Source organism: Telluria sp. ZT3P25, from assembly GCF_059685895.1.
The window spans coordinates 3,862,508-3,887,504 of the sequence record NZ_JCASIJ010000001.1 but is presented as its reverse complement, the minus strand read 5'-3'; the positions used below and the strand labels follow the sequence as shown (position 1 = coordinate 3,887,504).

At 61.8% G+C, this 24,997-nt stretch carries 22 protein-coding genes and 1 pseudogene; 11 read left to right on the top strand and 12 right to left on the bottom strand.

All coding sequences use genetic code 11. The features are described 5' to 3' along the window. Positions 1-12: 12 nt before the first annotated feature. Complete coding sequence (locus AC56LY_RS17225) at positions 13-624, top strand: HutD/Ves family protein (protein ID WP_499581494.1); 612 nt, start codon at positions 13-15, stop codon at positions 622-624. Continuing rightward, entirely contained in the window at positions 617-1,819 is a 1,203-nt protein-coding gene (hutI, locus tag AC56LY_RS17220) for an imidazolonepropionase (protein ID WP_499581492.1), read from the top strand. The genes AC56LY_RS17225 and hutI overlap by 8 nt, the downstream gene beginning before the upstream one ends. A gap of 241 nt (positions 1,820-2,060) precedes the next feature. On the opposite strand, the gene AC56LY_RS17215 is transcribed toward hutI, so the two are convergent. From AC56LY_RS17215 to AC56LY_RS17200, 4 genes are all read right to left on the bottom strand, one after another. After that, positions 2,061-2,552, bottom strand: a complete 492-nt coding sequence (locus tag AC56LY_RS17215) for a GNAT family N-acetyltransferase (protein WP_499581490.1) — start codon at positions 2,550-2,552, stop codon at positions 2,061-2,063. After that, complete coding sequence (locus AC56LY_RS17210) at positions 2,549-3,487, bottom strand: DMT family transporter (RefSeq protein WP_499581488.1); 939 nt, start codon at positions 3,485-3,487, stop codon at positions 2,549-2,551. The genes AC56LY_RS17215 and AC56LY_RS17210 overlap by 4 nt, the downstream gene beginning before the upstream one ends. An 81-nt stretch (positions 3,488-3,568) precedes the next feature. Then, the gene (locus AC56LY_RS17205) at positions 3,569-4,015 is read right to left on the bottom strand and encodes an Mpo1 family 2-hydroxy fatty acid dioxygenase (protein ID WP_499581486.1); all 447 of its coding nucleotides are present in this window, start codon (positions 4,013-4,015) and stop codon (positions 3,569-3,571) included. A gap of 62 nt (positions 4,016-4,077) precedes the next feature. Further along, entirely contained in the window at positions 4,078-5,031 is a 954-nt protein-coding gene (locus tag AC56LY_RS17200) for a LysR family transcriptional regulator (RefSeq protein WP_499581484.1), read from the bottom strand. Positions 5,032-5,170: 139 nt separating this feature from the next. On the opposite strand from AC56LY_RS17200, the gene AC56LY_RS17195 reads away from it, so the two are divergent. From AC56LY_RS17195 to AC56LY_RS17165, 7 genes are all read left to right on the top strand, one after another. Beyond that, positions 5,171-5,389 (top strand): hypothetical protein, encoded by a 219-nt coding sequence (locus tag AC56LY_RS17195; RefSeq protein ID WP_258835739.1) that lies wholly within the window; start codon positions 5,171-5,173, stop codon positions 5,387-5,389. Beyond that, positions 5,386-6,231, top strand: coding sequence for an alpha/beta hydrolase (locus tag AC56LY_RS17190; RefSeq protein ID WP_499581482.1), 846 nt, complete (start codon positions 5,386-5,388; stop codon positions 6,229-6,231). The genes AC56LY_RS17195 and AC56LY_RS17190 overlap by 4 nt, the downstream gene beginning before the upstream one ends. Before the next feature lie 327 nt (positions 6,232-6,558). Next, positions 6,559-7,752, top strand: coding sequence for an efflux RND transporter periplasmic adaptor subunit (locus tag AC56LY_RS17185; RefSeq protein WP_499581480.1), 1,194 nt, complete (start codon positions 6,559-6,561; stop codon positions 7,750-7,752). 6 nt (positions 7,753-7,758) lie between these two features. Next, the gene (locus AC56LY_RS17180; protein WP_499581478.1) at positions 7,759-10,941 is read left to right on the top strand and encodes an efflux RND transporter permease subunit; all 3,183 of its coding nucleotides are present in this window, start codon (positions 7,759-7,761) and stop codon (positions 10,939-10,941) included. Continuing rightward, the gene (locus AC56LY_RS17175) at positions 10,941-12,434 is read left to right on the top strand and encodes an efflux transporter outer membrane subunit (RefSeq protein WP_499581476.1); all 1,494 of its coding nucleotides are present in this window, start codon (positions 10,941-10,943) and stop codon (positions 12,432-12,434) included. Before AC56LY_RS17180 ends, AC56LY_RS17175 begins: the two co-directional genes overlap by 1 nt. Before the next feature lie 254 nt (positions 12,435-12,688). After that, complete coding sequence (locus tag AC56LY_RS17170) at positions 12,689-13,960, top strand: glucan 1,4-alpha-maltotetraohydrolase domain-containing protein (protein WP_499581474.1); 1,272 nt, start codon at positions 12,689-12,691, stop codon at positions 13,958-13,960. Between the two features lie 86 nt (positions 13,961-14,046). After that, the gene (locus AC56LY_RS17165; RefSeq protein ID WP_499581472.1) at positions 14,047-14,544 is read left to right on the top strand and encodes a DNA-deoxyinosine glycosylase; all 498 of its coding nucleotides are present in this window, start codon (positions 14,047-14,049) and stop codon (positions 14,542-14,544) included. A 61-nt stretch (positions 14,545-14,605) separates the two neighbouring features. Here the strand turns inward: AC56LY_RS17165 and AC56LY_RS17160 are convergent, their stop codons facing one another. The 4 genes from AC56LY_RS17160 to AC56LY_RS17145 form a co-directional block, all read right to left on the bottom strand. Continuing rightward, positions 14,606-14,899 (bottom strand): type II toxin-antitoxin system RelE/ParE family toxin, encoded by a 294-nt coding sequence (locus AC56LY_RS17160; RefSeq protein ID WP_499581469.1) that lies wholly within the window; start codon positions 14,897-14,899, stop codon positions 14,606-14,608. Beyond that, positions 14,887-15,171 carry a CopG family transcriptional regulator gene (locus AC56LY_RS17155; protein ID WP_499581467.1) on the bottom strand — a complete coding sequence of 95 codons (285 nt, stop codon included), beginning with the start codon at positions 15,169-15,171 and terminating at the stop codon, positions 14,887-14,889. Before AC56LY_RS17155 ends, AC56LY_RS17160 begins: the two co-directional genes overlap by 13 nt. A 79-nt stretch (positions 15,172-15,250) precedes the next feature. Further along, positions 15,251-16,447: a tetratricopeptide repeat protein gene (locus tag AC56LY_RS17150; RefSeq protein WP_499581465.1), complete on the bottom strand. Its 1,197-nt coding sequence runs from the start codon at positions 16,445-16,447 to the stop codon at positions 15,251-15,253. Between the two features lie 65 nt (positions 16,448-16,512). Then, positions 16,513-17,370 (bottom strand): HDOD domain-containing protein, encoded by an 858-nt coding sequence (locus AC56LY_RS17145; RefSeq protein ID WP_499581463.1) that lies wholly within the window; start codon positions 17,368-17,370, stop codon positions 16,513-16,515. 160 nt (positions 17,371-17,530) lie between these two features. On the opposite strand from AC56LY_RS17145, the gene AC56LY_RS17140 reads away from it, so the two are divergent. After that, positions 17,531-18,115, top strand: coding sequence for a DNA-3-methyladenine glycosylase (locus AC56LY_RS17140; protein ID WP_499581461.1), 585 nt, complete (start codon positions 17,531-17,533; stop codon positions 18,113-18,115). Here AC56LY_RS17140 and AC56LY_RS17135 read toward each other — a convergent pair. Both AC56LY_RS17135 and AC56LY_RS17130 read right to left on the bottom strand, forming a co-directional pair. Beyond that, positions 18,112-19,818, bottom strand: coding sequence for a methyl-accepting chemotaxis protein (locus tag AC56LY_RS17135; RefSeq protein WP_499581459.1), 1,707 nt, complete (start codon positions 19,816-19,818; stop codon positions 18,112-18,114). The two genes, AC56LY_RS17140 and AC56LY_RS17135, sit on opposite strands and share 4 nt — an antisense overlap. 80 nt (positions 19,819-19,898) lie before the next feature. After that, positions 19,899-20,360 (bottom strand): cache domain-containing protein, encoded by a 462-nt coding sequence (locus tag AC56LY_RS17130; RefSeq protein ID WP_499581457.1) that lies wholly within the window; start codon positions 20,358-20,360, stop codon positions 19,899-19,901. A gap of 289 nt (positions 20,361-20,649) precedes the next feature. Here AC56LY_RS17130 and AC56LY_RS17125 point away from each other — a divergent pair. Next, positions 20,650-21,060 (top strand): annotated as a pseudogene (locus tag AC56LY_RS17125) (lysine 2,3-aminomutase); the annotation flags it as partial. 1,962 nt (positions 21,061-23,022) lie between these two features. On the opposite strand, the gene AC56LY_RS17120 reads toward AC56LY_RS17125, so the two are convergent. Beyond that, positions 23,023-24,066, bottom strand: a complete 1,044-nt coding sequence (locus AC56LY_RS17120) for a DUF4238 domain-containing protein (protein WP_499581455.1) — start codon at positions 24,064-24,066, stop codon at positions 23,023-23,025. Between the two features lie 69 nt (positions 24,067-24,135). Beyond that, positions 24,136-24,972, bottom strand: a complete 837-nt coding sequence (locus tag AC56LY_RS17115) for a hypothetical protein (protein ID WP_499581453.1) — start codon at positions 24,970-24,972, stop codon at positions 24,136-24,138. Between the last annotated feature and the right edge of the window lie 25 nt (positions 24,973-24,997).

Genomic DNA, 24,997 nt, shown 5'->3' with positions numbered 1-24,997 from the left:
AAAGGTGACCACATGACTGTCTTGATTCCGTTTGCAGGCCTGGCCCCGGTACCGTGGAAGAACGGCGGCGGCAACACGACCGAGATCGCGATCGGCCCGCTCGACGCCGGCTTCGACGATTTCGACTGGCGCGTCAGCCTCGCCACCATCGCCGAAGACGGCGCGTTCTCGCAGTTCGAGGGCGTCGACCGCACGCTGGCGCTGGTCGATGGCCACGGCATGACCTTGCAGATCGATGGCGAGCCGACCCTGATCACGCATGCCGAGCCGGTCGTGGCGTTCGACGGCAGCTCCGAAGTGCGGGCCAAGCTCAATCGCGGACCGACGACCGACTTCAATGTCATGTCGCGCAGCGAGCGCTGTTATCACCAGTTCGGCCGGCGGCGCCTGAGCGGCGACTCGACCTTCATCGCGCGCGCCGAGATCACGGTGCTGTTCCTGGCTGAAGGCGACAGCCTGCAGCTGGCCAGCGACAACGAGCGCATTGGTCTCGTGCGCTACGACGCGGTGGTGCTCGACCAGGGCACCGTCTGGACGCTCGAGGCCGGCCAGGCCACCATCTATATCGTCGACGTCCATTACTATGCCGACGACGATGACGACGACATGGGGATGTATGACTGACCTGCTGCTGTCCAACGTGCACCTGGCCACGATGGACAACGGCTACGGCCTGCTGCACGACGCCGCGCTGGCCATCAAGGATGGCCGCATCGCCTGGATCGGCGCGCGAAGCGATGCACCGCCGGCCGCGCGCGAATACGACTGCGGTGGCGCCTGGCTCACGCCCGGCCTGATCGACTGCCACACGCACATCGTCCATGGCGGCAACCGCAGCGACGAATGGGAAGCACGCCTGAACGGCGCCAGCTATGAAGACATTGCGCGCCAGGGTGGCGGCATCATGGCCACCGTGCGCGCCACGCGTGCGCTGGACGTCGATGCGCTCGTCGCGGCCAGCCTGCCGCGTGTGAAGGCCTTGCTGGCCGAAGGCGTGACGACGCTCGAGATCAAGTCGGGCTACGGTCTCGCGCTGGACGCCGAAGAACGCATGCTGATCGCAGCGCGCCGCGTCGGCGAACTGCTGCCGGTGCGCGTCGTCACCACGTTCCTGGGCGCGCACGCGCTGCCGCCTGAATTCGCGGGGCGCCCGGACGACTACATTAGCAACGTGTGCGATGTCATGCTGCCCGCGCTGGCGGAGCAGGGCCTGGTCGACGCAGTCGATGCATTCTGCGAGCGCATCGGTTTTACCAACGCGCAGACCGTGCGCGTGTTCGAGAAGGCATGCGCGCTGGGCTTGCCGGTCAAGCTGCATGCCGAGCAGTTGTCCGACCAGGGCGGCGCCGCACTCGTGGCGCGCCATGGCGGCCTGTCGGCCGATCATCTGGAACACCTGAGCGAAGAGGGCATCGCTGCGATGGCCCGCGCCGGCACGGTGGCCGTGCTGCTGCCGGGCGCCTATTACTATCTGCGCGAAACGACCAAGCCGCCGATCGCCGCCTTGCGCGCCGCCGGTGTACCGATGGCCGTGGCCACCGACTGCAATCCCGGCACCTCGCCGCTGACGTCATTGCTGCTGGCGCTGAACATGGCGTGCACCTTGTGGCGCCTCACGCCGCAAGAGGCATTGCTGGGCGTGACCGCGCACGCAGCGCGCGCGCTCGGTCTGCAGGACGAGATCGGCACGCTCACGGTCGGCAAACGCGCCGACCTGGCGTTATGGAACATCGCGCGACCTGCCGATCTTGCTTATGCGATGGGTTTGAATCCCTGCCAGGCTGTCATCCATGGCGGCGTCTTGCGCACCATCGGCTGAACTCTTGACCGCCCGCAAGGCTGTCATCTGCGTTTCGGAGAAGATGAATTTCGCGACGTGTAGAAAAAAAAACGGTGACGGCCGTAAGCAAATGTAAGGCTTAATCAATCGTTAAGGATCGCTGGCTATAGTCCTTCTCGTGATTCAACTTCTCCCCTCCCCATTTGCCAAAATGGGTTTGCCCACGGCGCCAACGCGTCGTGGGTTTTTCTTTGTCGGTCGGGTTTAGCGTCAGCCGAAATCACCTGCGTTCGGCCAGCGCCGTCAGGCTCTCGCCCGTCACGCGGCAGATGCGCCACTCGGGCATCACGTCAGCGCCCATCGCCTTGTAGAAATTGATTGCAGGCTCGTTCCAGTCCAATACCGACCATTCGAAGCGCCCGCAGCCGCGCTCGACCGCCAGCTGCGCCAGCCGTTGCAGCATGCGCGTGCCGATGTTCTTGCCGCGATGCGCCTGCTTCACATACAGGTCTTCGAGGTACAAACCTTTCTTGGTCAGGAAGGTCGAGAAGTTATGGAAGAACAGCGCGAAGGTAACGACCTCGCCGTTCTCTTCGCCAACGATCGCTTCGCACGACGGGTGCGCGCCAAACAGGCCTTCGTGCAGCAGCGCTTCGGTGGCCACGACCATGTGTTCGAGTTTTTCAAAGACGGCCAGTTCCACGATCATGGCGTGGATGTGGGTGACGTCGTCCGGACGGGCAGGGCGGATGGAAAATGGGGCAGCGGTCATGGCGATTCGATGGGATTGTTCAGGTTAGCGGATTGCACAATTTTAGGTGCGGGCGCACGCACGGCCCAGGCGACGCTCGCCAGGCACACGATCATGCCGAGAAATTCAAGCGCGCCGGGGCGGTAATCTTCGAGCAGCACCGACAGCAGCACCGACAGCACGGGCGTGACGACGGTGACGTACACGGCCTTGTTGGCGCCGATGCGGGCGATCAGCGTGAAGTAGGCAAAGAAGGCGATGACGGAGCCGAAGATCGACAGGTAGAACAGGCCGGCCCAGTAGGTACCGCTGTCGGGCAGCGTGAAGGCGTCGCCGTTCGCGAGCGACCACAGCGTCACCATCGACGCGCCCCACAGCATCGACCACGCCATCGTCAGCGGCAGGTTCGCGCACTGCTGCTTGACCTTGGTGACGACAACGCTGCCGCCCGCGCTGGCCATGGTCGCGGCCAGCGCCAGCACGACGCCCGCAATGAAGTGACCGTTGCCGCCGGCCTGGATTGCCTGCCAGGCGTCGCCAATGGCGTGCCAGAACAGCAGCGCGACGCCCACCGTGGCGGCCGCGCCGCAGGTCCAGGTGCGGCGGTTGATGGCGGTGCCGAAAAAGAGGCGGCTCCAGATGGGCGTCCAGAACACCATCAGCGCAAACATCACGGCCACCAGGCCGGAGACGACGTGCTGCTCCGCGTGGTAGGTGCAGATATACGAAATGCCGAAGGTCAGGCCGCCCTGCAGCGCCATCCAGCGGTGCGTGCGCCATGGCAGGCTCAGGCGTTCGCGGCGCACGATGCATACGGCGAACAGGGCAGCGGCAGCGAGGAAGAACCGGTAAGCCACCGACACCGCCGGCGCGGTGTGTCCCAGTTGCAGGGTGATGGCCCAGAAGGTCGAGCCCCAGATCAGGGACGCGATGGTAAACAGGATGGGGGAAGACATCGCGGGAGTATAGATGGCCCGCCAGGTTCCTGTCGGCATCACCTCATCGACCGGCATCCCCGATGTAGTAGAAATGCAACATTACCATGCGAGCCGGATACGCCGGTACAGAATACTCAGCACGAACAGCGGCCCGATCAGCAAGAAGCGCAGATCCTCGAAGAACGATGGCTTCTTGCCCTCGATATGGTGACCGACGAACTGGCCGATCCAGGCCGCCACGAACACGCCGATCGCCGTCGGCAACACGGTCCCGTCCGGCAACATGGCCAGCAGTACCAGCATGGCGCCGGCCATCACAGCCATCCCCAGTGCAAACGCGCGTGACAGCTTGCTGTAATACACGAGCGCTACCGCCACGACCAGCAGCGGGACGACGGGATGGATGGCCCACAGGATGCCCAGCAGGCTGAACACGATCGCCGGTATGCACACGATGTGGATCAGCTCATTGACCGGATTGCGGTGGCTTTCGCCATAGCGCGCCAGCAAGACATCGATGGCACGGGGCGTGGATGCGGTGTGCATGGCGGCGTCTCCCTGTATTGTTGTAAGGACGATTCTACCGCTGCTGTTCCCCGTTCGGCACCCTATCGTGGCGGCAACGCCGGCGTGGGCGCCATGGTGTCGGCCGGTTGCACGCGCAGATGGGCATGGTTCGCGAACAGCTCGGCGATCCATTCGACGAATACCCGCACCTTGGCCGACAAATGGCGGTTGTGCGGATACACCACGTGGACGGGAATCGGATCGCAGCGCCAATCCGGCAGCAGCCGCACCATCTTGCCGGTCGCGAGCTGCTCGGACAAAAGATAGTCGGTCATATTGATCACGCCCAGGCCTGCCAGGCCCGCCTTGATATAGGCATTCGAGTCGTTGAGCGCGATAGCGCCGGGCAGCATGACCTCGATGCGCTCGCCGTCACGGGTGAAATCCCAGCCGCTGACCTTGCCCGACTTGGACGAAAAATAATTCACGCAGCGATGGCGCTCCAGATCGTTCGGATGCAGCGGCATGCCGAAGCGCTCGATATAGGAGGGCGCCGCGCACGTGACGAAATTGATCACGCCAACGCGGCGCGCAATCAGGTTGCTGTCGATCAGGTCGCCACCGCGCACGGCGCAGTCGACGCCTTCCTCGACCAGGTCGACCGGGCGATCGGTGCTGCCCATCTCCAGCGTGATATCGGGATAACGCTCGAAGAAATCGGGCAGGGCCGGAATCAGGATTTCGCAGGTCAGGCCCGTGGGTGCATCCACCCGCAGCCGGCCACTGGGACTGAAGCGGTGGCGCGTGAGCGATTCTTCGGCGTCGCGCACGTCCGACAGGATCCGCACGCAGCGCTCGTAATAGGCGGCGCCGTCGGATGTCACGGACACATGGCGGGTCGTGCGATGCAGCAGGCGTGAGGCAAGCGATGTTTCGAGCGCCTGGATCAACGTCGATACGGTTGCCTTGGGCATCTGGAGCGTATCGGCGGCGCGCGTGAAGCTGCCGGCATCGACGACTTGTACAAACACCTCCATGGCTTGCAGCTTGTTCATCCCGGTTTTCATTCAAAATTGGTGACATTGTTCAGGAATCTGAACAATCAATTCGGTATTGTCATCTTTATCCGATTTGCGATCAAGACTATTATGTGTGCATCGCAACAAAGTTTTACTTGAGAAGACGGAGCAGGACATGAGTATTCGAGATGGCATTTTTACCACGGTTGCAGTCACGCTTAGCGGCGTCGCGCTGGCGGGATTGCTTTGCACGGATGCTTACTCCCGCGCCGCCGGCGCCGAAGCACGCGGTGTGCGGGCGCTGTCGATGCAGATGCAGATGAGCTGCGTGGGCGATTGCGCCGTGGTTGACGAGCGCATCGTCGAACTCGAGCTCGGGCAGGTCCCGCGATGAACGCCGTGGGCGATCTGCCGGAGCGCGCGCTGAAAGTACGCGACCTCGAGGTCGCGGGTGCCACCGGCTCGCTGCCGGCGCGCCTGTACGCTGCCGGCCCGGCCGCCAAGCGCGACATGCTGGTCGTGTTCTACCACGGCGGCGGCTTCGACAGCGGCGACCTCGATGAGGCAGACGACTTCCTGCGCTCGCTGGCCGAATGCGATCACCTGCCGCTGGTGCTGGCGCCGAGCTACACGCTGGCCACCGTCAGCCCGTTCCCGGCCGCCGTCGAGGATGCCCACGCGGTCCTGCAGTGGGCCAAGAAGAACAAGGCCAAGCTTGGCTGGAACGGCAAGCTCCTGGTGACGGCCGGCATCGAAGCCGGCGCCAATCTGGCGGCCGTCTGCGCGCTGATGTCGCGTGATCGTGGTGGTCCGGCACTCGCTGGCCAGATCCTGGTCATGCCGATGCTCGATCCGGCCCTGAGCACCGGTTCGATGCGCCAGCTCACACAATGCTCCGACCGCGAAAAGGCCGCCACGATCTGCGCCGAAGCCTATCGCGGCTATTTGCCCCACGCAGCCGACCGCTCGCATCCGTACGCGGCGCCGCTGCATTCGAGTCGCCTGAAGAACCTGGCGCCAGCGCTGATCCTGTCGGCCGAGGACGATCCGCTGCGCGACGAAGCCGAGCTGTATGGGGCAAAACTGATCAATGCGGGAATCTGCACCACGGTGCGGCGCATGGCGCCCGCCGATCTGCAAGACCCGAACGGGCGCAATGAATGCGCCTGCAAATGGCAGGCGATGGGCGAGATTGCCAACTTCCTGGCGCGGCTGGAAGGGCGGCAGGGGACCTGACTCGGCAGCGCGTAGGGTGGACTTCTATGCCGTCCACTCTACATAGGTGCAGCCAAAATGGTAAGTAATAGTTAATAACAATAAAAGAGTGAGAATGAATCACAGTATCCAGCCGCAATACCTGCCTCGCAGATAACACACGGCCATCCGCCGGACTAAGCCACCGGCTCTACATCAGCTAACAAGAAATTTTTCCACGCCCCGGCGCGGAAGGGGATTCGTTTTGCCTGCGTTTCGTCTGGCCCGACATGCCAGCGACGCGGGACGGGGTTCTATTGTCTTTTTTTTCATCGTCGTACTTCATCGTTCTTAATAAAAGGGTTAATCATGAATAACCAATCAGGGATGGGCAAACTGCGCGTCATCATCGCCGCGCTGGCAATCGCAGGTCTCGCGGGTGCCGGTATCACCGGCTGCGCGGACGCCACCAGCGACGACGCACCGGCAGCGGCAGCGCCAAGTGCACCGCCAGTCACGAGCGCGGTCGTCATCCAGCGCGCCGTGACCGAAACGCAGGAATTCTCCGGTCGCCTGGAAGCGATCGAAGTCGTTGCAATCCGCCCCCGCGTGTCGGGCTACATCACGGCCGTGAACTTCAAGCCGGGCGCCGAAGTGAAAAAAGGCGAGGTCCTGTTCGTGATCGATCCACGGCCGTATCAGGCCGAAGCGGACCGCACCAAGGCCGTCGCCGCTGCCGCGCAGGCACGCGCTGACCTGGCGCGCCTGGAATTGCAGCGCGCCGAGCGCCTGCTGGCCGACAAGGCCATCGCCCAGCGCGAGTTCGACGAACGCTCGGCCGGCCAGAAAGAACTGGATGCGAGCGTGCGCGCCGCCCAGGCCGAGCACGAAACGGCGCGCCTGAACCTGGCCTACACCCGCGTTACGTCACCCATTGACGGCCGCGTCTCGAAGGCCGAAATCACCCTGGGCAACCTGGTGGACGCCACCGCGGTCCTGACCTCGGTGGTCTCGCTCGAGCGCATCTACGCCAGCTTCGATGGCGATGAATCCACCTACCTGCGCGTGTCGCGCCGCACCAACGCCGGCCAGCCGGTGGACGTGAAGGTGGGCCTGGCCGGCGAAGAAGGCTTCCCGCACAGCGGCAAGCTCGAATTCGTCGACAACCAGCTCGACAGCCGCAGCGGCAGCGTGCGCATGCGCGCCACGCTGGCCAACGCCGACCGCGCGCTGGCGCCGGGCCTCTTTGCCCGCGTGCAGATCGCCGGCGGCGCGCCGACCCCGCAGATCCTGATCGTCGACCGCGCCATCAACACCGACCAGGACCGCAAGTTCGTCTACGTCGTCGACAAGGATGGCAAGGCTGAATACCGCAGCGTCAAACTGGGCCCGCTGGACGATGGTTTGCGCATCGTGCGTGAAGGCCTGAAACCAGGCGAGAAGATCGTCGTGAACGGCCTGCAGCGCGTGCGCCCGGGCGCCCCGATCGCGGCGCAGGTCGTGCCGATGGTGGCCAACGCAGCACCGGCAGCGGCCACCCCAGCGGCTGCAACGGGAGCATAAGTCACCATGAACTTTCCTAAATTCTTTGTCGACAAGCCGATCTTCGCGGTCGTGCTGTCGGTGATCATCTTCGTCGCCGGCCTGATCTCGATCTTCATGCTGCCGATTTCCGAGTACCCCGAAGTCACGCCGCCCTCCGTGGTGGTACGCGCGCAGTATCCGGGCGCGAACCCGAAGGTCATCGCCGAAACGGTGGCCACGCCATTGGAAGAGCAGATCAACGGCGTCGAAGACATGCTGTACATGTCGTCGCAAAACACGTCCGACGGCGCGCTGGCACTGACCGTCACGTTTAAAATCGGCACCGATGTCGAGCAGGCCGAGACCGCGGTGCAGAACCGGGTCCAGCGCGCGCTGCCACGGCTGCCCGAAGAAGTGCGCCAGATCGGCGTGACGACCGTGAAGTCGTCGCCGAACCTGACGATGGTGGTCCACCTCAATTCCCCGGACGGCCGCTACGACGACCTGTACCTGCGCAACTACGCGGTGCTGAACGTGAAGGACCAGCTGGCCCGCATCAAGGGCATGGGCGAAGTCCAGCTGTTCGGCTCGGGCGACTACGCGATGCGTATCTGGCTCGATCCGCAGAAGGTCGCCGCGCGCGGCTTGACCGCTGGTGACGTCATCGATGCGATCCGCGAACAGAACGTGCAGGTCGCAGCCGGCGTGATCGGCCAGGGTCCGGCCAAGGACGCCGACTTCCAGCTCACCGTGAATACGCAAGGGCGCCTGCAGAGTACCGACGAATTCGGTGACATCGTCCTGAAGACCAATGCCGAAGGCGGCACCACGCTGCTCAAGGATGTCGCGCGCATGGAACTCGGTTCAAGCTCGTACGCACTGCGCTCGCTGCTGAACAACAAGTCGGCCGTCGCGATCCCGATCTTCGCCGCCCCAGGCGCGAACGACCTGCAACTCTCGGCCGATGTGCGTACGACGATGGAAGCGCTGTCGCAGGAGTTCCCGGAAGGCGTGAAGTACTCGATCGTGTATGACCCGACCCAGTTCGTGCGCGAGTCGATCAATTCGGTCATCGTGACGCTGTTCGAAGCGGTCGTGCTGGTCGCGCTGGTGGTGATCATCTTCCTGCAGACCTGGCGCGCCTCGATCATTCCGCTGCTGGCCGTGCCGGTGTCGGTGGTCGGTACCTTTGCCGTGATGCTGGCCTTCGGTTTCTCGATCAATACGCTTTCGCTGTTCGGCCTCGTGCTGGCCATCGGTATCGTGGTCGACGATGCGATCGTGGTGGTGGAAAACGTCGAGCGCAATATCGCCGATGGCTTGAATCCGCGCGATGCGACCATCCAGGCCATGAAGGAAGTCAGCGGGCCGATCATCGCCATCGCGCTGGTGCTGTGCGCCGTGTTCGTGCCGATCGCGTTCGTGTCGGGCCTGACTGGCCAGTTCTATCGCCAGTTCGCACTGACGATCGCGATTTCGACCGTGATCTCGGCCTTCGCGTCGCTGACGCTCGCGCCAGCCCTGTCGGCCGCCTTGCTGAAGCCGCACAACGCACCGAAAGACCGCCTGACGCGCATGATCGACGCCGTGCTGGGTCGCTTCTTCGGCGCCTTCAACCGCTTCTTCGGCCGCTCGTCGGTGCGCTATGAACATGGCGTGAAGGGTGTCCTGCGTCGCAAGAGCGCTTCGGTCGCTGTCTACCTGGCGCTGGCTGTGGCTGCGGTGTTCATGTTCAAGGCAGTGCCGCCGGGCTTCGTGCCACCGCAGGACAAGGCGTACCTGATCGGCTTCGCGCAATTGCCGGACGCCGCTTCGCTCGACCGCACCGACGCCGTGATCCGTCAGATGTCGAAGATCGCCCAGGAGATTCCCGGTGTCGAATCGTCGATCGCCTTCCCGGGCCTGTCGATCAACGGCTTTACCAATGCGCCGAACGCCGGCATCGTGTTCGTCGGCCTGAAGTCGTTCGACCAGCGCAAGGACAAGGCGAAAAGCGCCGAAGCCATCGCCGCCGAGATCAACAAGCGCATGGGCGCCGTCGAGGATGCATTCGTGATGGTGCTGTCGCCACCGCCGGTCAATGGCCTGGGCACGACGGGCGGCTTCAAGATGATGATCGAAGACCGCGGCAACGTCGGCTACGAAGAGCTGAACAAGGCAGTGCAGGCGCTGACGGCCAAGGCCGCGCAGACGCCGGAACTGGCCGGCGTGTTCTCGGGCTTCCAGATCAACGTGCCGCAGCTGTACGCGGACATCGATCGCGTGAAGGCCAAGCAGCTGGGCGTGCCGCTGGCGAGCATCAACCAGACCTTGCAGGTGAACCTCGGCTCGCTGTACGTGAACGACTTCAACCAGTTCGGCCGCACGTATCAGGTGCGGGTGCAGGCCGACGCGCCGTTCCGTTCGCAGCGCGAGCAGATCGAGCAGTTCAAGGTGCGCAGCAATACGGGCGAAATGATTCCGCTGTCGTCAATGATGCGCGTGAAGGACACCTATGGTCCGGATCGCGTCACGCGCTACAACGGCTACGTCTCGGCCGAGATGAATGGTGGCGCCGCGCCCGGCGTGTCGTCCGGCCAGGCGCAGGCGGCGATGGAACGCATCGCCAAGGAAGTGCTGCCGAAGGGCGTGTCGTACGAATGGACCGAGCTGACCTACCAGGACGTCCTGTCGGGTAACACGATGATCTATGTGTTCCCGCTGTGCGTGCTGCTGGTGTTCCTGGTGCTGGCGGCCCAGTACGAAAGCTGGACGCTGCCGTTGTCGGTGATCCTGATCGTGCCGATGTCGATCCTGTGCGCGCTCATCGGCGTCAAGCTCACCGGTGGCGACAACAATGTGTTCACGCAGATCGCACTGTTCGTGCTGGTCGGACTGGCGTCGAAGAACGCGATCCTGATCGTCGAATTTGCCCGCGAACTGGAAGACCATGGTCGCAGCGTCGTCGAGGCAGCGCTGGAAGCGAGCCGCCTGCGTCTGCGGCCGATCCTGATGACGTCGATCGCGTTCATCGCCGGCGTGGTGCCGCTGGTGTTCTCGAGCGGCGCGGGCGCCGAGATGCGCCACGCCATCGGTGTCGCCGTATTCTGGGGCATGCTGGGCGTGACCTTCTTCGGCCTGTTCCTCACGCCGCTGTTCTATGTGTTGCTGCGCTCGCTGGCCAAGCGTTTTGAAAAACCCGTGCACACCGCGCCTGCGGTGGCGCACAGCGCAGAAGGAGTGCACTGATGAATACGATGATTGCAAAGGGCGTCGCGCCCTTGTTGGCAGCATTGCTGCTGACGGCTTGCGCCACGCCCGACTTCGTGCAGCCGCACGTGGCCACGCCGGATGCCTTCCGCGAGTCGCAGGCACCAGTACCGGCCGCGGAAGTGGCGGGGATTGACGGCGCGCGCTGGAAGCCGGCGCAGCCGGCCGAGCAGCAGCCACGCGGCCAGTGGTGGCTGGCCTTCAACGATCCGGCGCTGACCGCGCTGATCGACGAAGCCGCCGTCAATAATGCCAACCTGTCGGTCGCGGCCAGCCGCGTCAAGCAGGCGCGCGCGATTGCCGGCATCGCCGAAGCGGACCGTATCCCGCAGGTCGGCGTGGGCATCGGCGCCCAGCGTGCGCGCCTGTCGCCACGTGAATCGAACCTGCCGCAAGGCGTGGGGACCGACGCGTACACGAGCTACAGCGCGCGCCTGTCAGCCAGCTACGAAGTCGATCTGTTCGGCCGCGTGGCGGCCGGCGTGTCGGCCGCGCGAAGCGATGCGGCGACCTCCGAAGCCAACTTCCGCTCGGTGCTGCTGGCCTTGCAGGCCGATGTCGCGCAGACCTATTTCAGGCTACGTGCACTCGATGCCGAGCTGGTGACGCTGGCCGATACGGTGCGGCTGCGTGAAGAAAGCATCAATGTCACGCAGCGCCGTTTCGACCTGGGCGACATCGGCGAATTCGACCTGTCGCGCGCCCGTACCGAGCTGTCCACGGCGCGCGCCGAAGCCATCGGCGTGCAGCGCCAGCGCGCCACGACCGAGCATGCACTGGCGGTCTTGCTGGGTAAACCAGCGGCCGATTACGTGGCCGGTCCGAGCCCGCTGCTCGATGCGAGCCTGCTGCCGGCGATCCCTGCCGGCCTGCCGTCATCGCTGCTCGAGCGCCGGCCCGACATCGTTGCTGCCCAGCGCGCGATGGAAGCGTCGAACGCCCGCATCGGCGTGGCGCGCGCGGCGATGTTCCCGGCCCTGACCATCAATGCCGATGGCGGCGGCGTGGGCGGCGTGTTCTCGGAAGTGTTCAAGTGGAGCAGCCGTTCGTGGGTGCTCGGGGCCCTGGCCTCGATGCCGATCATCGACGGTGGCCGCAACCGCAACAACATCGTGCGCAGCGAAGCGGTGCTCGAAGAATCGGTGGGCACCTACCGCCAGAGCGTGCTGGTGGCGTTTGCCGAGGTCGAGGATAACCTGGCCGGCCTGCGCATCCTGGCAGGGCAGGCCGGTGAGATCGACGCGGCCGTGGTGTCGGCACGCCGCTCGGCCGATCTGGCGCAGAAGCTGTACGACGCTGGCCGTTCGAGCTATCTGGAACTGCTCGACGCGCAGCGCAACCTGGCGGTCGTCGAGCGCACGGCGGTGCAGTTGCGCGGTGACCGTGCACTGACGACGGTGGCGTTGATTCGCGCGCTGGGCGGTGGCTGGGATGCGACGCGTCCAGTGAATGCGGCGGTGGCGCAACGCTGATCCCGGTATAAAAGTTGTTTGCCCTTTGCGGCGGTGCGCGTGAGCGTACCGCCGCTTTTTTTCGTCGGTGTAGCAAAACTACAAAAATATCTGGATTCAATTGACTCTAATAAACGTCAGGAACAGAATCTGTGGGCCGAAAGTGTCCGTTTAGAGACCGCGGTGCCAGGTCAGGTAGTTTATCTACGTGACCAATAGTACGTCCGTGGATGTCCTGAAGGACTGAACATATCAATTACAACGGAGGAGACAAAATGAAGAAAAGCATCATCGCCATGCTTGCCACCAGCGTCGTGGCACTGAGTAACCCGGCCCTGGCCGCCACCCCGCCTGCCCAGGCAGGTAACAGTTCTGCCGTGCTGCTCCAGGGCTTCCACTGGAATTCGTCGAGCGCCAGGAGTCCGAACTGGTACAACACCCTGCAGGGCAATGTGGGCGAGCTGAAAACCATGGGCTTTTCCCACGTCTGGTTCCCGCCGCCGTCCGATTCGGCGGCCTCGCAGGGCTATCTGCCGCGCCAGCTGAACAACCTGAATTCGGCCTACGGCAGCTCGGCCGAGCTGACCAACGTCGTGCGCGCCTTCACGAACAGCGGCATCAAGGCGGTGGCCGACGTCGTCGTCAACCACCGCGTCGGCACCACCGGCTGGTCGGATTTCACCAATCCCAACTGGACCGTGCATTCGATCGTCAACAACGACGAGTGCAACTGCGGCCTGGGCAGCGCCGATACGGCGCTCGGCTTCAACGGCGGCCGCGACATCGACCACCGCAACGTCGGCGAAGTCCAGAACGGCATCACCACGTGGCTGAACTACACGCTCAAACCGGTGGGCTTTACCGGCATGCGCGTGGACTATGTGCGGGGCTTCAGCCCCAGCTACGTCGGGCAGTATGCGAATGCCTTCAACGCCGAGTTCTGCGTCGGCGAACTGTGGAACGACCTGAACCTGAACAACGTCGATGCACACCGCCAGGAAATCATGAACTGGATTAACGGGACCAGCAATAGCTGCGGCGCTTTCGACTTCACCACCAAGGGCCTGCTCAACGACGCGCTTGCCAACGGCAACTACTGGCGCCTGAAGGATGCCGCCGGCAAGCCGCAGGGCGCCATCGGCTGGTGGCCAGCGATGGCAGTGACCTTTGTGGACAACCACGACACCGGTCCATCCGAAAGCTGCGGCAACGGCCAGAACCACTGGGCGGTGCCGTGCGGTTCGGTGATGGAGGGTTACGCCTATGTGCTGAGCCACCCGGGCATTCCGACCGTCTACTACCCCCACATCTACAACTGGGGCCTGAAGACGCCGATCGCTGCGCTGATGGCAGCGCGCCGGGCGGCCGGCGTGACGTCGACGTCGCCGGTGGCGATCCAGCAGGCGGCGCAGGGACTGTACGCCGCAGTCGTCACGGGCAACACGCGCCAGCTCGCGATGAAGATCGGACCGAACGCCTGGAGCCCGGCCGGCACGGGCTGGGTGCTGCAGACGTCGGGCAGCAATTACGCGGTGTGGATGAAGTAAGCATCCGCTGTGTGTGACGTACCGGCTGCCGGCAACGGCGGCCGGTCGTCAGCCTGATGCCGGCTGCGCGCCGCTACAATGGCGCCATGTCCATCGCATCTGCTCTACCGCTCACCGGCCTCGCGCCCGTCATCGACGCCCATATCCGCATTCTCGTGCTGGGCAGTTTTCCGGGCGCCGCGTCGCTGGCGGCCGGGCAGTATTATGCGCATCCGCGCAATCTGCTGTGGCCGATCCTGTCGCAACTGACGGGCGAAGACCTGGCCGGCTTGCCCTACGACGAGCGTTTGCCGCGCCTCCTGGCGCACGGCATCGGCTTGTGGGATGTACTGGGTGCGTGCGAGCGTGAAGGCAGTCTCGATTCGGCCATCCGTGCGCCAGCCGCGAACGACTTCGCGCGGCTGCGTGAGCGTTGTCCGCAGCTTGAAACCGTCGGCTTCAATGGCAAGACGGCGGGCAAGTTTGCACCGCAATTTGTGGACGCCGGGTATCGGACGGTGCTGCTGCCATCGACCTCGCCGGCGTATGCGGCGATGCCGTTTGCGCAGAAGCTGATGGCCTGGCAGCGCTTGCTGGCGAACTGACGTTTTTCAGGTTGGCTGCGAATGATGGTCAAACGATATCCGACACCTGGCATCGCCGGACTTAACCATAAAACCCCACTTCACGCTGATGTCGAACTGCGAGTACGAGGATGGCATCCTCCTCGGCCTCGTAGCTGTACAGCGCGATGTAGCCAGTCTTGCCATGTGAGATAACCAGTTCCCGCAAGTCGTGTTCGGCCAGGCGACCGACCAGGGGGTGCCGAACGAGAATGGCGATGGCTTCCTCGATCAGATCGAGTGTTGCCAGCTGAGCATCCACACCCTCTGGCATAAGGAAGTCGCTGATCCGTTCCAGGTCGGAGAGCGCGCGGCTTGCGTAGCTTATTCGCGCCATGCTGTCTTGGCAGGTCTGGCTGCCGCCCCATCTGTCAGGCGGTTGCGCAGGTAGGCGCGCACGTCGTCAGCAGCGTAGCCCTGTCCTTCCGCCAGCAACTCTGCCCTTGCGTCACGCGCTTGCGCAACGAAGGCAGCGCGCTGCTCCACCGCATGAGCAGCTTGCCGGATCGCGTCGACCATGAATGCATGCGGACTGATGCCAAGTTCTTGCGCAGCATCGACTGCGCGCTGCTTGAGTTCATCGGGAAGTTTCAGTGAGGTCGTCGACATGGGAGAGGCGCCATTGGTTGTGGTGCTACCACGGTAACACCGATGTCTTGAAGATTCAAGTGGTTACCATCACCACCACCTACCGAATATGCGTCCCGGTCCCCGCCGCCATCTTCCGCAGATAAGCCAGCTTCGCCACGTACACCTCGCGCATGTCCTGCCGCGTGCTGTGATCGACCGCCAGTGCGATCTGTTCCCGTGCATCGCGCACGTGCCCCAGCTGCAGATGGGCGACGCCCAGCCAGAACCGGAACTCGTCGTTGTATGGCGCGCGCCGCACCTCGCGCGCGAAGTGGGCCACCGCATCGTCATACTGCCCGGCCTTGAGCGCGGCCGTGCCCAGATCAAAATAGTGATAGGGCGGCGTCGGATCGACCGCCGCGATGCGCTTGGCCAGCGCCGCCGCTTCCAGCGGCCGCCCGAGCGCCACCAGCACCGGCTGCAGGTTGCGCAGCACCGACAGGTTCTCGGGCTCGCGCACCAGCGCCGCCTGGAACGCGCGCTCGGCCAGTGCCGGTTCGCCGTGCCGCTGGTAGATCACGCCCAGCGTGTTGAGCGTGCTCGCCACGCCGGGGCGCGCCAGGACCGCCGCGCGTGCCCACCAGTAGGCGTCGTCACGCCGGCCTTGCACCAATGCCTCGGCGGCGCGGTTGTTCAGGAACAGGGCGACGATGTCGTCTTCTTCGAGCTCGCGCGTGCGCAGGCGCGCGGCCTCGTCGCGCGGGATGAAATCGACGACCAGCACGCGCTGCGGGTGGTAGCCGCGCGGCGCGTCGGCCGGGCGCTCGCCCAGGCTGACGTTGATGTGGGAACTGGACAGGTACAGGCCGGCAGTGCGGCTCCAGGTGTTGTCGACGTCCACACTCTGGAACCGGACCGGCATGCCCAGCTCTTTGGCAAAGGCCGCCGTCATGATCACCAGCGACAGGCAGTTGCCCGTACGCGCGGCGTAGGTCTGGCTGGCGGTGCGGGTGATGGTCGATTCGTATTCGAGCTTGAGGTCGGACTTGCTGTAGAGCGCATCGACCAGGCCGTGCTGCAGGCCCTTGGTGCGCAGGCGCGACGTGAATGCGCTGCTGTTCAGGTAAGTGCGCATCGCGGGACTGAGCGCGAACAGGTCGTGCGCGCCGATGGGTTCCGATGGTGGCGCGAAGCGCGCATCGGCAAACAGGGCCGCTGGCGGGGCAGGGGGAGGAGCGAGACTGGCGCAGCCGGCCAGCAGCATGCTGAACAAAAGCCAACCGAACGACGGCCAATTGAACAAGACCCAGCGCATGGCGCCTCCTGCAAACGAGCGTACTGACAAGGCAGTATCCGCTCCCTTGCGGGCGAAGTCAAAACTCAGTCTTCGTGAAACGCTTCCAGCAGTTCGTCCATGATCTCGGCGGTTTCTTCGTCCGACAGGCCAAGATACGCGCAGGCGGCGACGCCACCCTTGTTCCATTCGTTCGACTCGGCCTGGCCCTGGTAGCGGCTGAGTGCATTCTCGGCCAGCAGCGACAGGGCGACCAGCGAGCGTACGGGTCCCGCAGTGGCGGCATCGTCGATCACGGCGAAATCGTGATGGTGCAGGATGGCCCAGGCGACGTGGTCGGACAGCCCCCAGTTGCGGGCCAGCAGGCAGCCCATGGCGGCGTGGCTGGTCGCGTGGCGTTCGTTCTCGAGGTCGGTGAACGGGCGATGGGCTTCCATCGACGCCTCGCCGTAGGTGGCTTCGTAATCCTTGAAACGGTCCATCAGGAGCGGCACGCCGGTGTCGCAGAACAGGCCGAACGTGTGCGCCACGTCGGCCTCGCCCATGCGCAGGCGGCGCGTCAGGAACACCATCGCGTGCGCGCGGCGCGTCGAGATGTCCCAGAAACTGGCCAGCGCGGCGCTGTTGACAGGAATCGCCTGGCGCGCCAGCAGACCGGTCATCAGGGCCGCGACCTGGTTAATGCCCAGGAACAGGATGGCCTGCTCGATCGACTTGGCCTTGCGGCGCCCGCCATAGACGGCCGAATTGGCCAGCTTGAGCAGGGCGCCGGACATGCCGACGTCGCTCGCCACGATCCGGCCGATGGCGTCGGGCGATGGATCGTCGGCCCCCAGCTCGCGCTGCAGATCGGCGAGCAGACTCGGCCGCGGTGGAATGCGGATCGACTTGATCAGGGCATCGACCTGGTCGGTTTGGGGGGCGTGCTCGACGACGGTATTCATGAAATGGCGGGGCGGAGAGGGCATCTCGGACGTTGCGGGGGAACGTGTGACTATACTCCAGCCGTCAGAATATTGCAGCAAGGCAATGTGCAAATCAACTGGTTAATGTGGCAATTCCACCATAGCGCCAGGGCACTGACGTGCGCGCTAGAATCCAGCTATGGCTATTTCGACAATTGCAGGAATTGATTTTTCAGCCGATGCCGCCACCGTGGCGCGCCAGCTGATCGGGGTGACGGTGCTGCTCGACGGCGTTGGTGGCCGCATCGTCGAGACCGAGGCGTATGACCGTGAAGATGCTGCTTCGCACGCGTTTGCCGGCGAGACCGAGCGCAACGCCTCGATGTTCGGCCCGCCCGCGCATGCCTACGTCTACCGCTCGTATGGGATCCACTGGTGCCTGAACTTCGTGTGCCGAGAGGCGGGGCACGGGGCCGGGGTATTGATTCGCGCGCTGGAACCGGTGGCGGGGCTGGACGTCATGCGCGCGCGCCGCGATGCGCAGGACGAACGCGCGCTGTGTTCGGGGCCGGGCAAGTTGTGCCAGGCGCTGGGCGTGACGCGTGCGCACGACGGGATGGCGCTGGCGGGAGCGTCGTTTACCTTGCTGCCGGCAGAGCCGGGACTGGTCGTCGTGGAGGGCATCCGCATCGGCATCTCGAAGGCGGTCGACGTGCCGTGGCGTTTCGGCCTGGCCGGCTCGCGTTTTCTGAGCCGGCCAATCCGCGGCCAGGCCAGCAACTAAGCTGACCCGCGCCGGCGCGCTGTCGCCGGCGGCAGTGCCGGTACCGGCTTCGCGCGCATCGTGCTGGCGCGGCTGCGCCGTTCAGCGACCCCCTGGAAGCCTGCCGCCAGCGTGTCTTCGTGCTGCACATCGACCTCTTCCACCTCGTCGTCGCCCGGTGCGATGCGGAAGATCGCGACGGCCCTGGCCAGGTTGACGGTCTGCTCGTGCAGGCTCTCGGCCGCCGCTGCGGCCTGCTCGACCAGCGCTGCATTCTGCTGCGTCATGCTGTCCATCTGTCCGACCGCGCGATTGACGTCGGCGATGCCGTCGGCCTGCTCGGTGCTGGCGATGCTGATGCGCCCGATGATGTCGTTCACCTGGCGCACCGACGAGACGATGTCGCCCATGCTGGCGCCGGCTTCGCTGACCGACGCGTTGCCCCGTTCGATGATGCTGACCGAGTCCGCGATCAGGCCCTTGATCTCCTTGGCCGCCGCCGCCGAGCGCTGCGCCAGCGTGCGCACTTCAGACGCCACCACGGCAAAGCCGCGCCCCTGCTCGCCGGCGCGCGCTGCTTCCACCGCTGCATTCAGAGCCAGGATATTGGTCTGGAACGAGATGCCATCGATGACGCCGATGATCTCGACGATCTTGCGCGAGCTGGCCTGGATCGATTCCATCGTCGTCACGGCGCCTTGCACCGCCTGGCCGCCGCGCGCGGCCAGTTGCGCCGCTTCGGCCGCGAGCTCGGATGCCTGGCGCGCATTGCTGGCGTTGTCCTTGACCGCCGTGGTCAAGGTCTCCATCGTGCTGGCTGTCTGCTCGAGCGAACTGGCCTGCATCTCGGTGCGGCTCGACAGGTCCATATTGCCGGTGGCGATTTCCTGCGATGCCGTGTCGATCGAGCGCACCGACGTCATCACGCTGCGCAGCGCGGCATTCAGGCGTGCGATCGTGTGATCCAGCGCGCGGCCCGTGTCGGCAATTTCGTCGCGGCCCTGCGCGTCCACGGGCGGCGCGTCAAGCCGGCCCTCGGCCAGTTCGCCGACCGTGTGCGCGATCGAGTGGATCCCGGCCAGCATCGCGCGCCGCACCAGCATCGTCACCGCCAGCGACAGCGTAATCGACAGCAGCACCAGGCCGGCCATGGTCCAGCCCAGCACGCGAAATTCAGCTCTCGCAGCGGCGTAGGCTTCCTGGTTCATGGTCTTTTCGATCTGCGCCAGTTGCGTCAGCGCGGCGTCGAGCGCGCCGAACTGCTGCTCGGCCTTCTGCATCGCGTTGGTGGCGATCGACTGGTCCACGGCGGCCATCTCGATCGTCTCGCCGATCGCCTTGCGATAGCGTGCCAATGCCGCTTGCGACGCTGCGACCGGCGCGCGTTCTTCGCGTTCGGCGGCATGTGCGAACTTGCCCAGTTTGTCGCCGATGGCGGCGTGTCGGCGGCCGATGTCGGCCGTCAGCGCGCGCAAGCGGTTCTGCGCGAAGCTGCCGTTGGTCCAGGCCAGCAACTGGTAAGCGTTGGCGTGCGCGAAGCGCGCCTCGCCGGCGACATCGGCCACCGCCTGCAGGCGCGCCGCGCGCACCTGCACCATGTGTTCGAGCGAGGCGTTCTGGCGCACCATGCCGTAGTAGGCGGCGCCCGACAGCATGGTCAGCAGCACGAGCACGAGGCCCGGGGCCAGCAGCAGTTTCTGGCCGATCCGCAGTTTGTTCAGCATGGGTCACTCCACAAAAAAAGCTGCCATCGCGGGCAGGGCGACGGCAGCGACAGCAGGGGATGCGCGACAACAGCGCAGGCTTATTTCTTGTAGATGCCCGCTTCGAGCACCACGCCGTCGACCAGCAGGATGTAGGTGGTCTTGGGCTCGATCTTGCCCGTGGCGGGATTTTTGTACTGGTAGTCGACCCAGCCTTTGCCCTTGGCAGCGGCCAGTTCGATGATCTCGCGCCGGTACTTCTTGCCGTTTGCATCGGGCACGTCGGTCAGGTCCTTGCCGACAATCGACGGGTTATAGGGATGGGCCAGCACGATGCCGGTCTTGACGTCGCGCAGGTCGATGTACAGCTCGCCCTGGACAAAATCCGGGTCCTTGGCATTGATGCGCTTCATCATTTCACCCTTGCCCTTGGCCTTGATCAGGGCGGCGCCGCGCTCGGCCATGGCGATGGCGTCCTTCTCGGTCGGTTCATTGGCCAGGGCGGCGGTCGATGCCAGCCCCAGGCACAGGGCGGCGGCAGTGGCGGTGGCGATCAGTTTCATGGTGGTGCGTCCTTTCGCGTTGAATGCATCAGAAATATTGCTTAAGTGCATTCACTACTCTAGCGGCGCGTGTCCTTGCCGGATTGCGCACGCACAAGCGCCTGGAAATCGCACCGTCTGCCGTTGCGCCGATGCCGCACTTTTTCCTACTGCAGCCCGTGATTGTCCTATCCACGCTGTCAGACACCATCTCATTGATTGATGGCAATCGGTGTCCATTCGGCATGCCTAAGATGGGTTCTTTCCGGCAATCCGCCGGCCCTCCCACCGTCTTCTTCTGGAGTTCTCCGTGAACACGACTGCAACGACGCCCCCCAAGTTCAAGCCCTTCACGCGCCAGTCAATCGTGACCGCGCGCCAATGGGAATGGCTCACGCCCGAGCTGCAGGAAGCCGTGCAGGTGGTCTCGCACGTGCTGCCGTTTCGCACCAATGCGTACGTGATGGATACGCTGATCGACTGGTCGCGCGTGCCGGACGATCCGATCTACCGGCTGACGTTTCCGCACCGCGACATGCTCCCGGCCGCCGAATACGAGCAGCTGCGCGAGCTGGTGCTGGTCAAAAAAGATGACGCCGCGATCGCGCGCCTGGTGCACGCGATCCGCATGCGTATGAACCCGCACCCGGCCGGCCAGATGACGCACAACGTACCGCGCGTGAACGATGCGCCGCTCAAGGGCTTGCAGCACAAGTACAAGTAGTGATGTAAAACGCCCCATCTTTACCAGCACTGAAAGATTGATCTAGGTCAAGGGTGAGTACGCGGCACAGTGCACACTTGCTCTATGTCGATCTTCTCGCCTCTTCGGTCAGTCGGTTCATCTTGCATCTTGGCAGCAGGGTTAGCTCTGTGTCGGCTTCATGGCCTGTTCTACGCACGATGTTTCCTGGAAGAGCAAGGTGTGGACAAGGACGTGATTACAGAATTGCTGGGATTGTCTACCAGACAACACCCAGTAGAGGGCCTTGATACCAGTGATGAGAATAGCCGCTAGACAGGTGTAATCGTTCAATCTCTATCGTCTTTTATAGAAAACAGCACTTTAGGTAAGCAAACTGACTTTTTGAGACCGCAAATTATCGCTTGAATTTTTAAGCAAAATCTTAGGTACCTGTACAAGTTGTGGACCACCCTTCGCAAACTGTATGCACAAATAATCGAATAAGTCAACATTTTTTTGACGCTTTAATTAATTCCTGCCAGAATGCTGTAGCGAGGCAACCAATGGCGTATGGCATTGCCCCTCGCATATGCGGACTACTCCCTTAAAAGAGGTCCATTTTTTACCCAACTAAACTTGCCATGAACAAGACAACCGAAGCCGCTCGCGGCACCTTCGTAAAGGACTCTTATGAACCCAAATGTACTGCCCCTCCACCGAGCTAAGCACACACCGTTTCTGCCTCAAGGCATCTACGACGCACCATGCTTTGATCTACGCATCCCATCAAAACCTGCACTACCAGTAGCGCCAGCAGCAAAACGACGGACGAAGAAGTCCACCGCCACAGTCCCGGTTGACACTAGGCGTAGGGGGCGTCCTCCAATCGTTCATACAAACGCACTGAAGCCCTATCTGCAAGCTTACAGCTCACCTGGGCACGCACTTGCGAAGCTTCCACGACTCGGCGATATCGTCACTGGCGCAGTCAGTCTGAACTACGGCGAGAACGCAAAGCCGCTGGGCATCAAGACGGCCATCGTTCTTCTTCGTCGCCTGGATACTATTTCAAGTAAAGCGATTCTTGACTACATGCATATGACGCTGCGTCCATGTAGCCAGCGACATGCTCAGCGTCTAGCTATGTGCATACGCATTATTGAGCGAGCAGCAAGAGCGGAGAATAGCAAATGGCCTGAACCAAGCCATGGCGACGGAGCGGATTCGTACATGACCCTACGCACCATCGTGCCATGTAGCGAACAGGGGTGCTCAGTTTGCCAGCCATCTGCGGATGCTGAACCAGCATGGAGCTTGACGGCAGCGGACGACGAAGGCCAGCGGAGCAGCTTTGCGCATAAGAAAGCTGATCTATGCAATGAAGATGGTTGGGCGGACCTGGAGGACGAGTTGTTCGCGTCCGATTAAACGACACATATATAAGCCGTGCGGAAGCGAGGCGAATGGGGGGACCTGTCCCTATAGGTGCCATAGGCACAGAACTTAACTGCTCCTGTGGAGCGCACGGTAACGATGACGAAATAGAAGTCCTTGGCTTCAGCAAAGCCAATTTCCTCCCTATTGGCGCGCCTACACGCGCCTTTAACCAGTGCCAGCGACACCATTAGGTAACTGCCATGGGCATTAGACGCTTTCTGTCCCTATGGGACCTTATAAACGGGTGCCATGGGCACATGCGCAGGCCCGAAAAAGCGGGCCAAAGGGATCGAAAGAATGGCATTTTAGTCTACGGCTCTTCACCACCAGACGCTGTAGGCGTATTCACAATTTCTGTGCCCATGGCACCTTAGAGGAGATTGCTATTAGTGGTTATCTGCCACCCGCAAGAACAGAGCTGAGAAGTTGTTCTCGCTCTGCTTCTGCATTGCTTCAAAATGCAGGCTAGCAACCTACCAACCTACGAAGTTGTGATTAGCCAGTCATTTTCTGACATCATCCAAACAGACTAGCTTTAACTCACCGCTTGCCTATAGCAATCTAGCGCACTTCAAGCAAGGTTCGCTCAGCCTCCGATTGCGCCTTATTCCAAGTTTCCCATTGAGCACGCTCCGCGTAAAAAGCTTCGAGGTCTACACTTCGAGGACGCAATACGCTGACTTGGGGGACAATGAGTCGACTGAATATATATCGATGTGCATGTTCGACTGTAAACTTTTGTATTTGATTCGCAAAATCTAACGACATAACAGTACCTCTTGGAGGTTGTGTCTTTGCTCCTATCTGGGTGTACATTAGGTGCCTCGGACCCAGCGGCAACATAATTTCAGTACCTTGACTTCCCCATCCGCCTTTAAAGTCATAATGGCATGGGTCGTGATAATTAAGACGTATAACTGGATCATCGCTTGTTAGCCACTCTATACCAGGAGGGCTACGGAGTATGGTCCAACGGTGTTTGTGTAATGCGTTAAGAGTTATGGTCAAAGAGTGCTTTAAACTCCACAGCCAGAGGCCACGCCCTATAGTTGCCTCGACGTGAATAAATCCCTCATCTGCCCCCGGATCAATCTGAACGAAAGTCCTAGCAGGAAAACTTTCTTGCTCTTGAAGCGGCTGTGCTGCAGAAAGGCGAATACCCGCCTCCTTCGCGACCTGTAGATCATGGACAGCCCCTTCTAGAGTATCTTTAAGAAGGGAGGGCATGATTTCATTCCAGTGTTTGAATCGCTCAAGCATCCTTGCAGGGGTTCTAACATCTTGTGCGGCAAGAAACCTCACTAACATTCGCCAATCTTCTCGACTAAGCGATTGATCAGTAACAGCTTTTTTAAGAGCAGGCGCCGCTGGCGTCTCAAAAGATTTTTCAAACCACGTTTCGATCACGTCAGTCTCTCCCCCAACTGCTAACTGAGTATAAAGATGTTCGTGAAATCCAATACTCTTCGGCGAATGCGGCTTCCACTCCCGCTCGTTTTTGTGGGGAACGAGGATGCGATAAGTCATAACTTTTTTCTCATTATTGATCCAATGTTGTAAATAATTATTGGGGACAAAATGATTGTGACTTTTAATCATATGCATTCTTCATTTCAGGAACTAACAACCAACCTGGAAGATTGGTGTGATACAAAAAAGTTTTATGCCTCTGTATCAGTTTCCATTGGACCAGTTATGATATCCCGTCGGAAAAATGCGTTTCTTTAACTCTCCTTTCTCCGAAACAAATTTCTTTGAATGCATGAGGAATTCTGAAAGCCCAGACGGCTTGAACAAGCCTTGCTCCCAATTATATTCTGCAAGTGCCTTCTCAGTAATATATTCAAATTCATCAGGCCATTGTGCTGCCTTCCATAGAATATATATCGATGACTCTTCAAGTGGAAGATGACCACCTTTTTCTAACGGAACAGAGGACAAGCGTGCAGCTTCATTTAATTCGTTTGCATGATAACCCCCGTAAAAATAGCTAGCAGACTTACCAGCAAATAGGTCTTCAAAGAATGCCCTGTATGCCACCTGATTAATTCCTAAGTCAACCTTATGATTAGTGACTGTTATACCGTGAGTAAGGTGATTAGCTTGCTCAACCAATCTACTTGCACGATGCCAAAGACCCGGATCATTTATATGATCTTTTAGCAGGTCCATCGCTTGCTCATACGCTCGTTTTGCCGCATCCAAATTAAAAAGAGAACGCCGCTCTTCGACTTCAGCCTGCCATTCGCCCTCTCTTCGATTAATTTGTTTTTGTTGGAAGATTAGAGTAACAACAACGCCAGCAAAACCTAGCCCGGAAAAAAGTGACGTCAGCGGACCAAAGCTATCACCATATGGGCCTCTTTGCATAACTTCTTTAGAATAGGTGTTTGCCCCCACCCAAGAATAGAAGTTCCCATAAACAAAAACCATAAACAAACCGATTACTAAAATAAATGGAATGACTACAAAAAGTATGGAAGTTTCTTTTCTATTGGCTTTGAGGTTCATGTTAAGTTTAATTTAAATTTCAGCT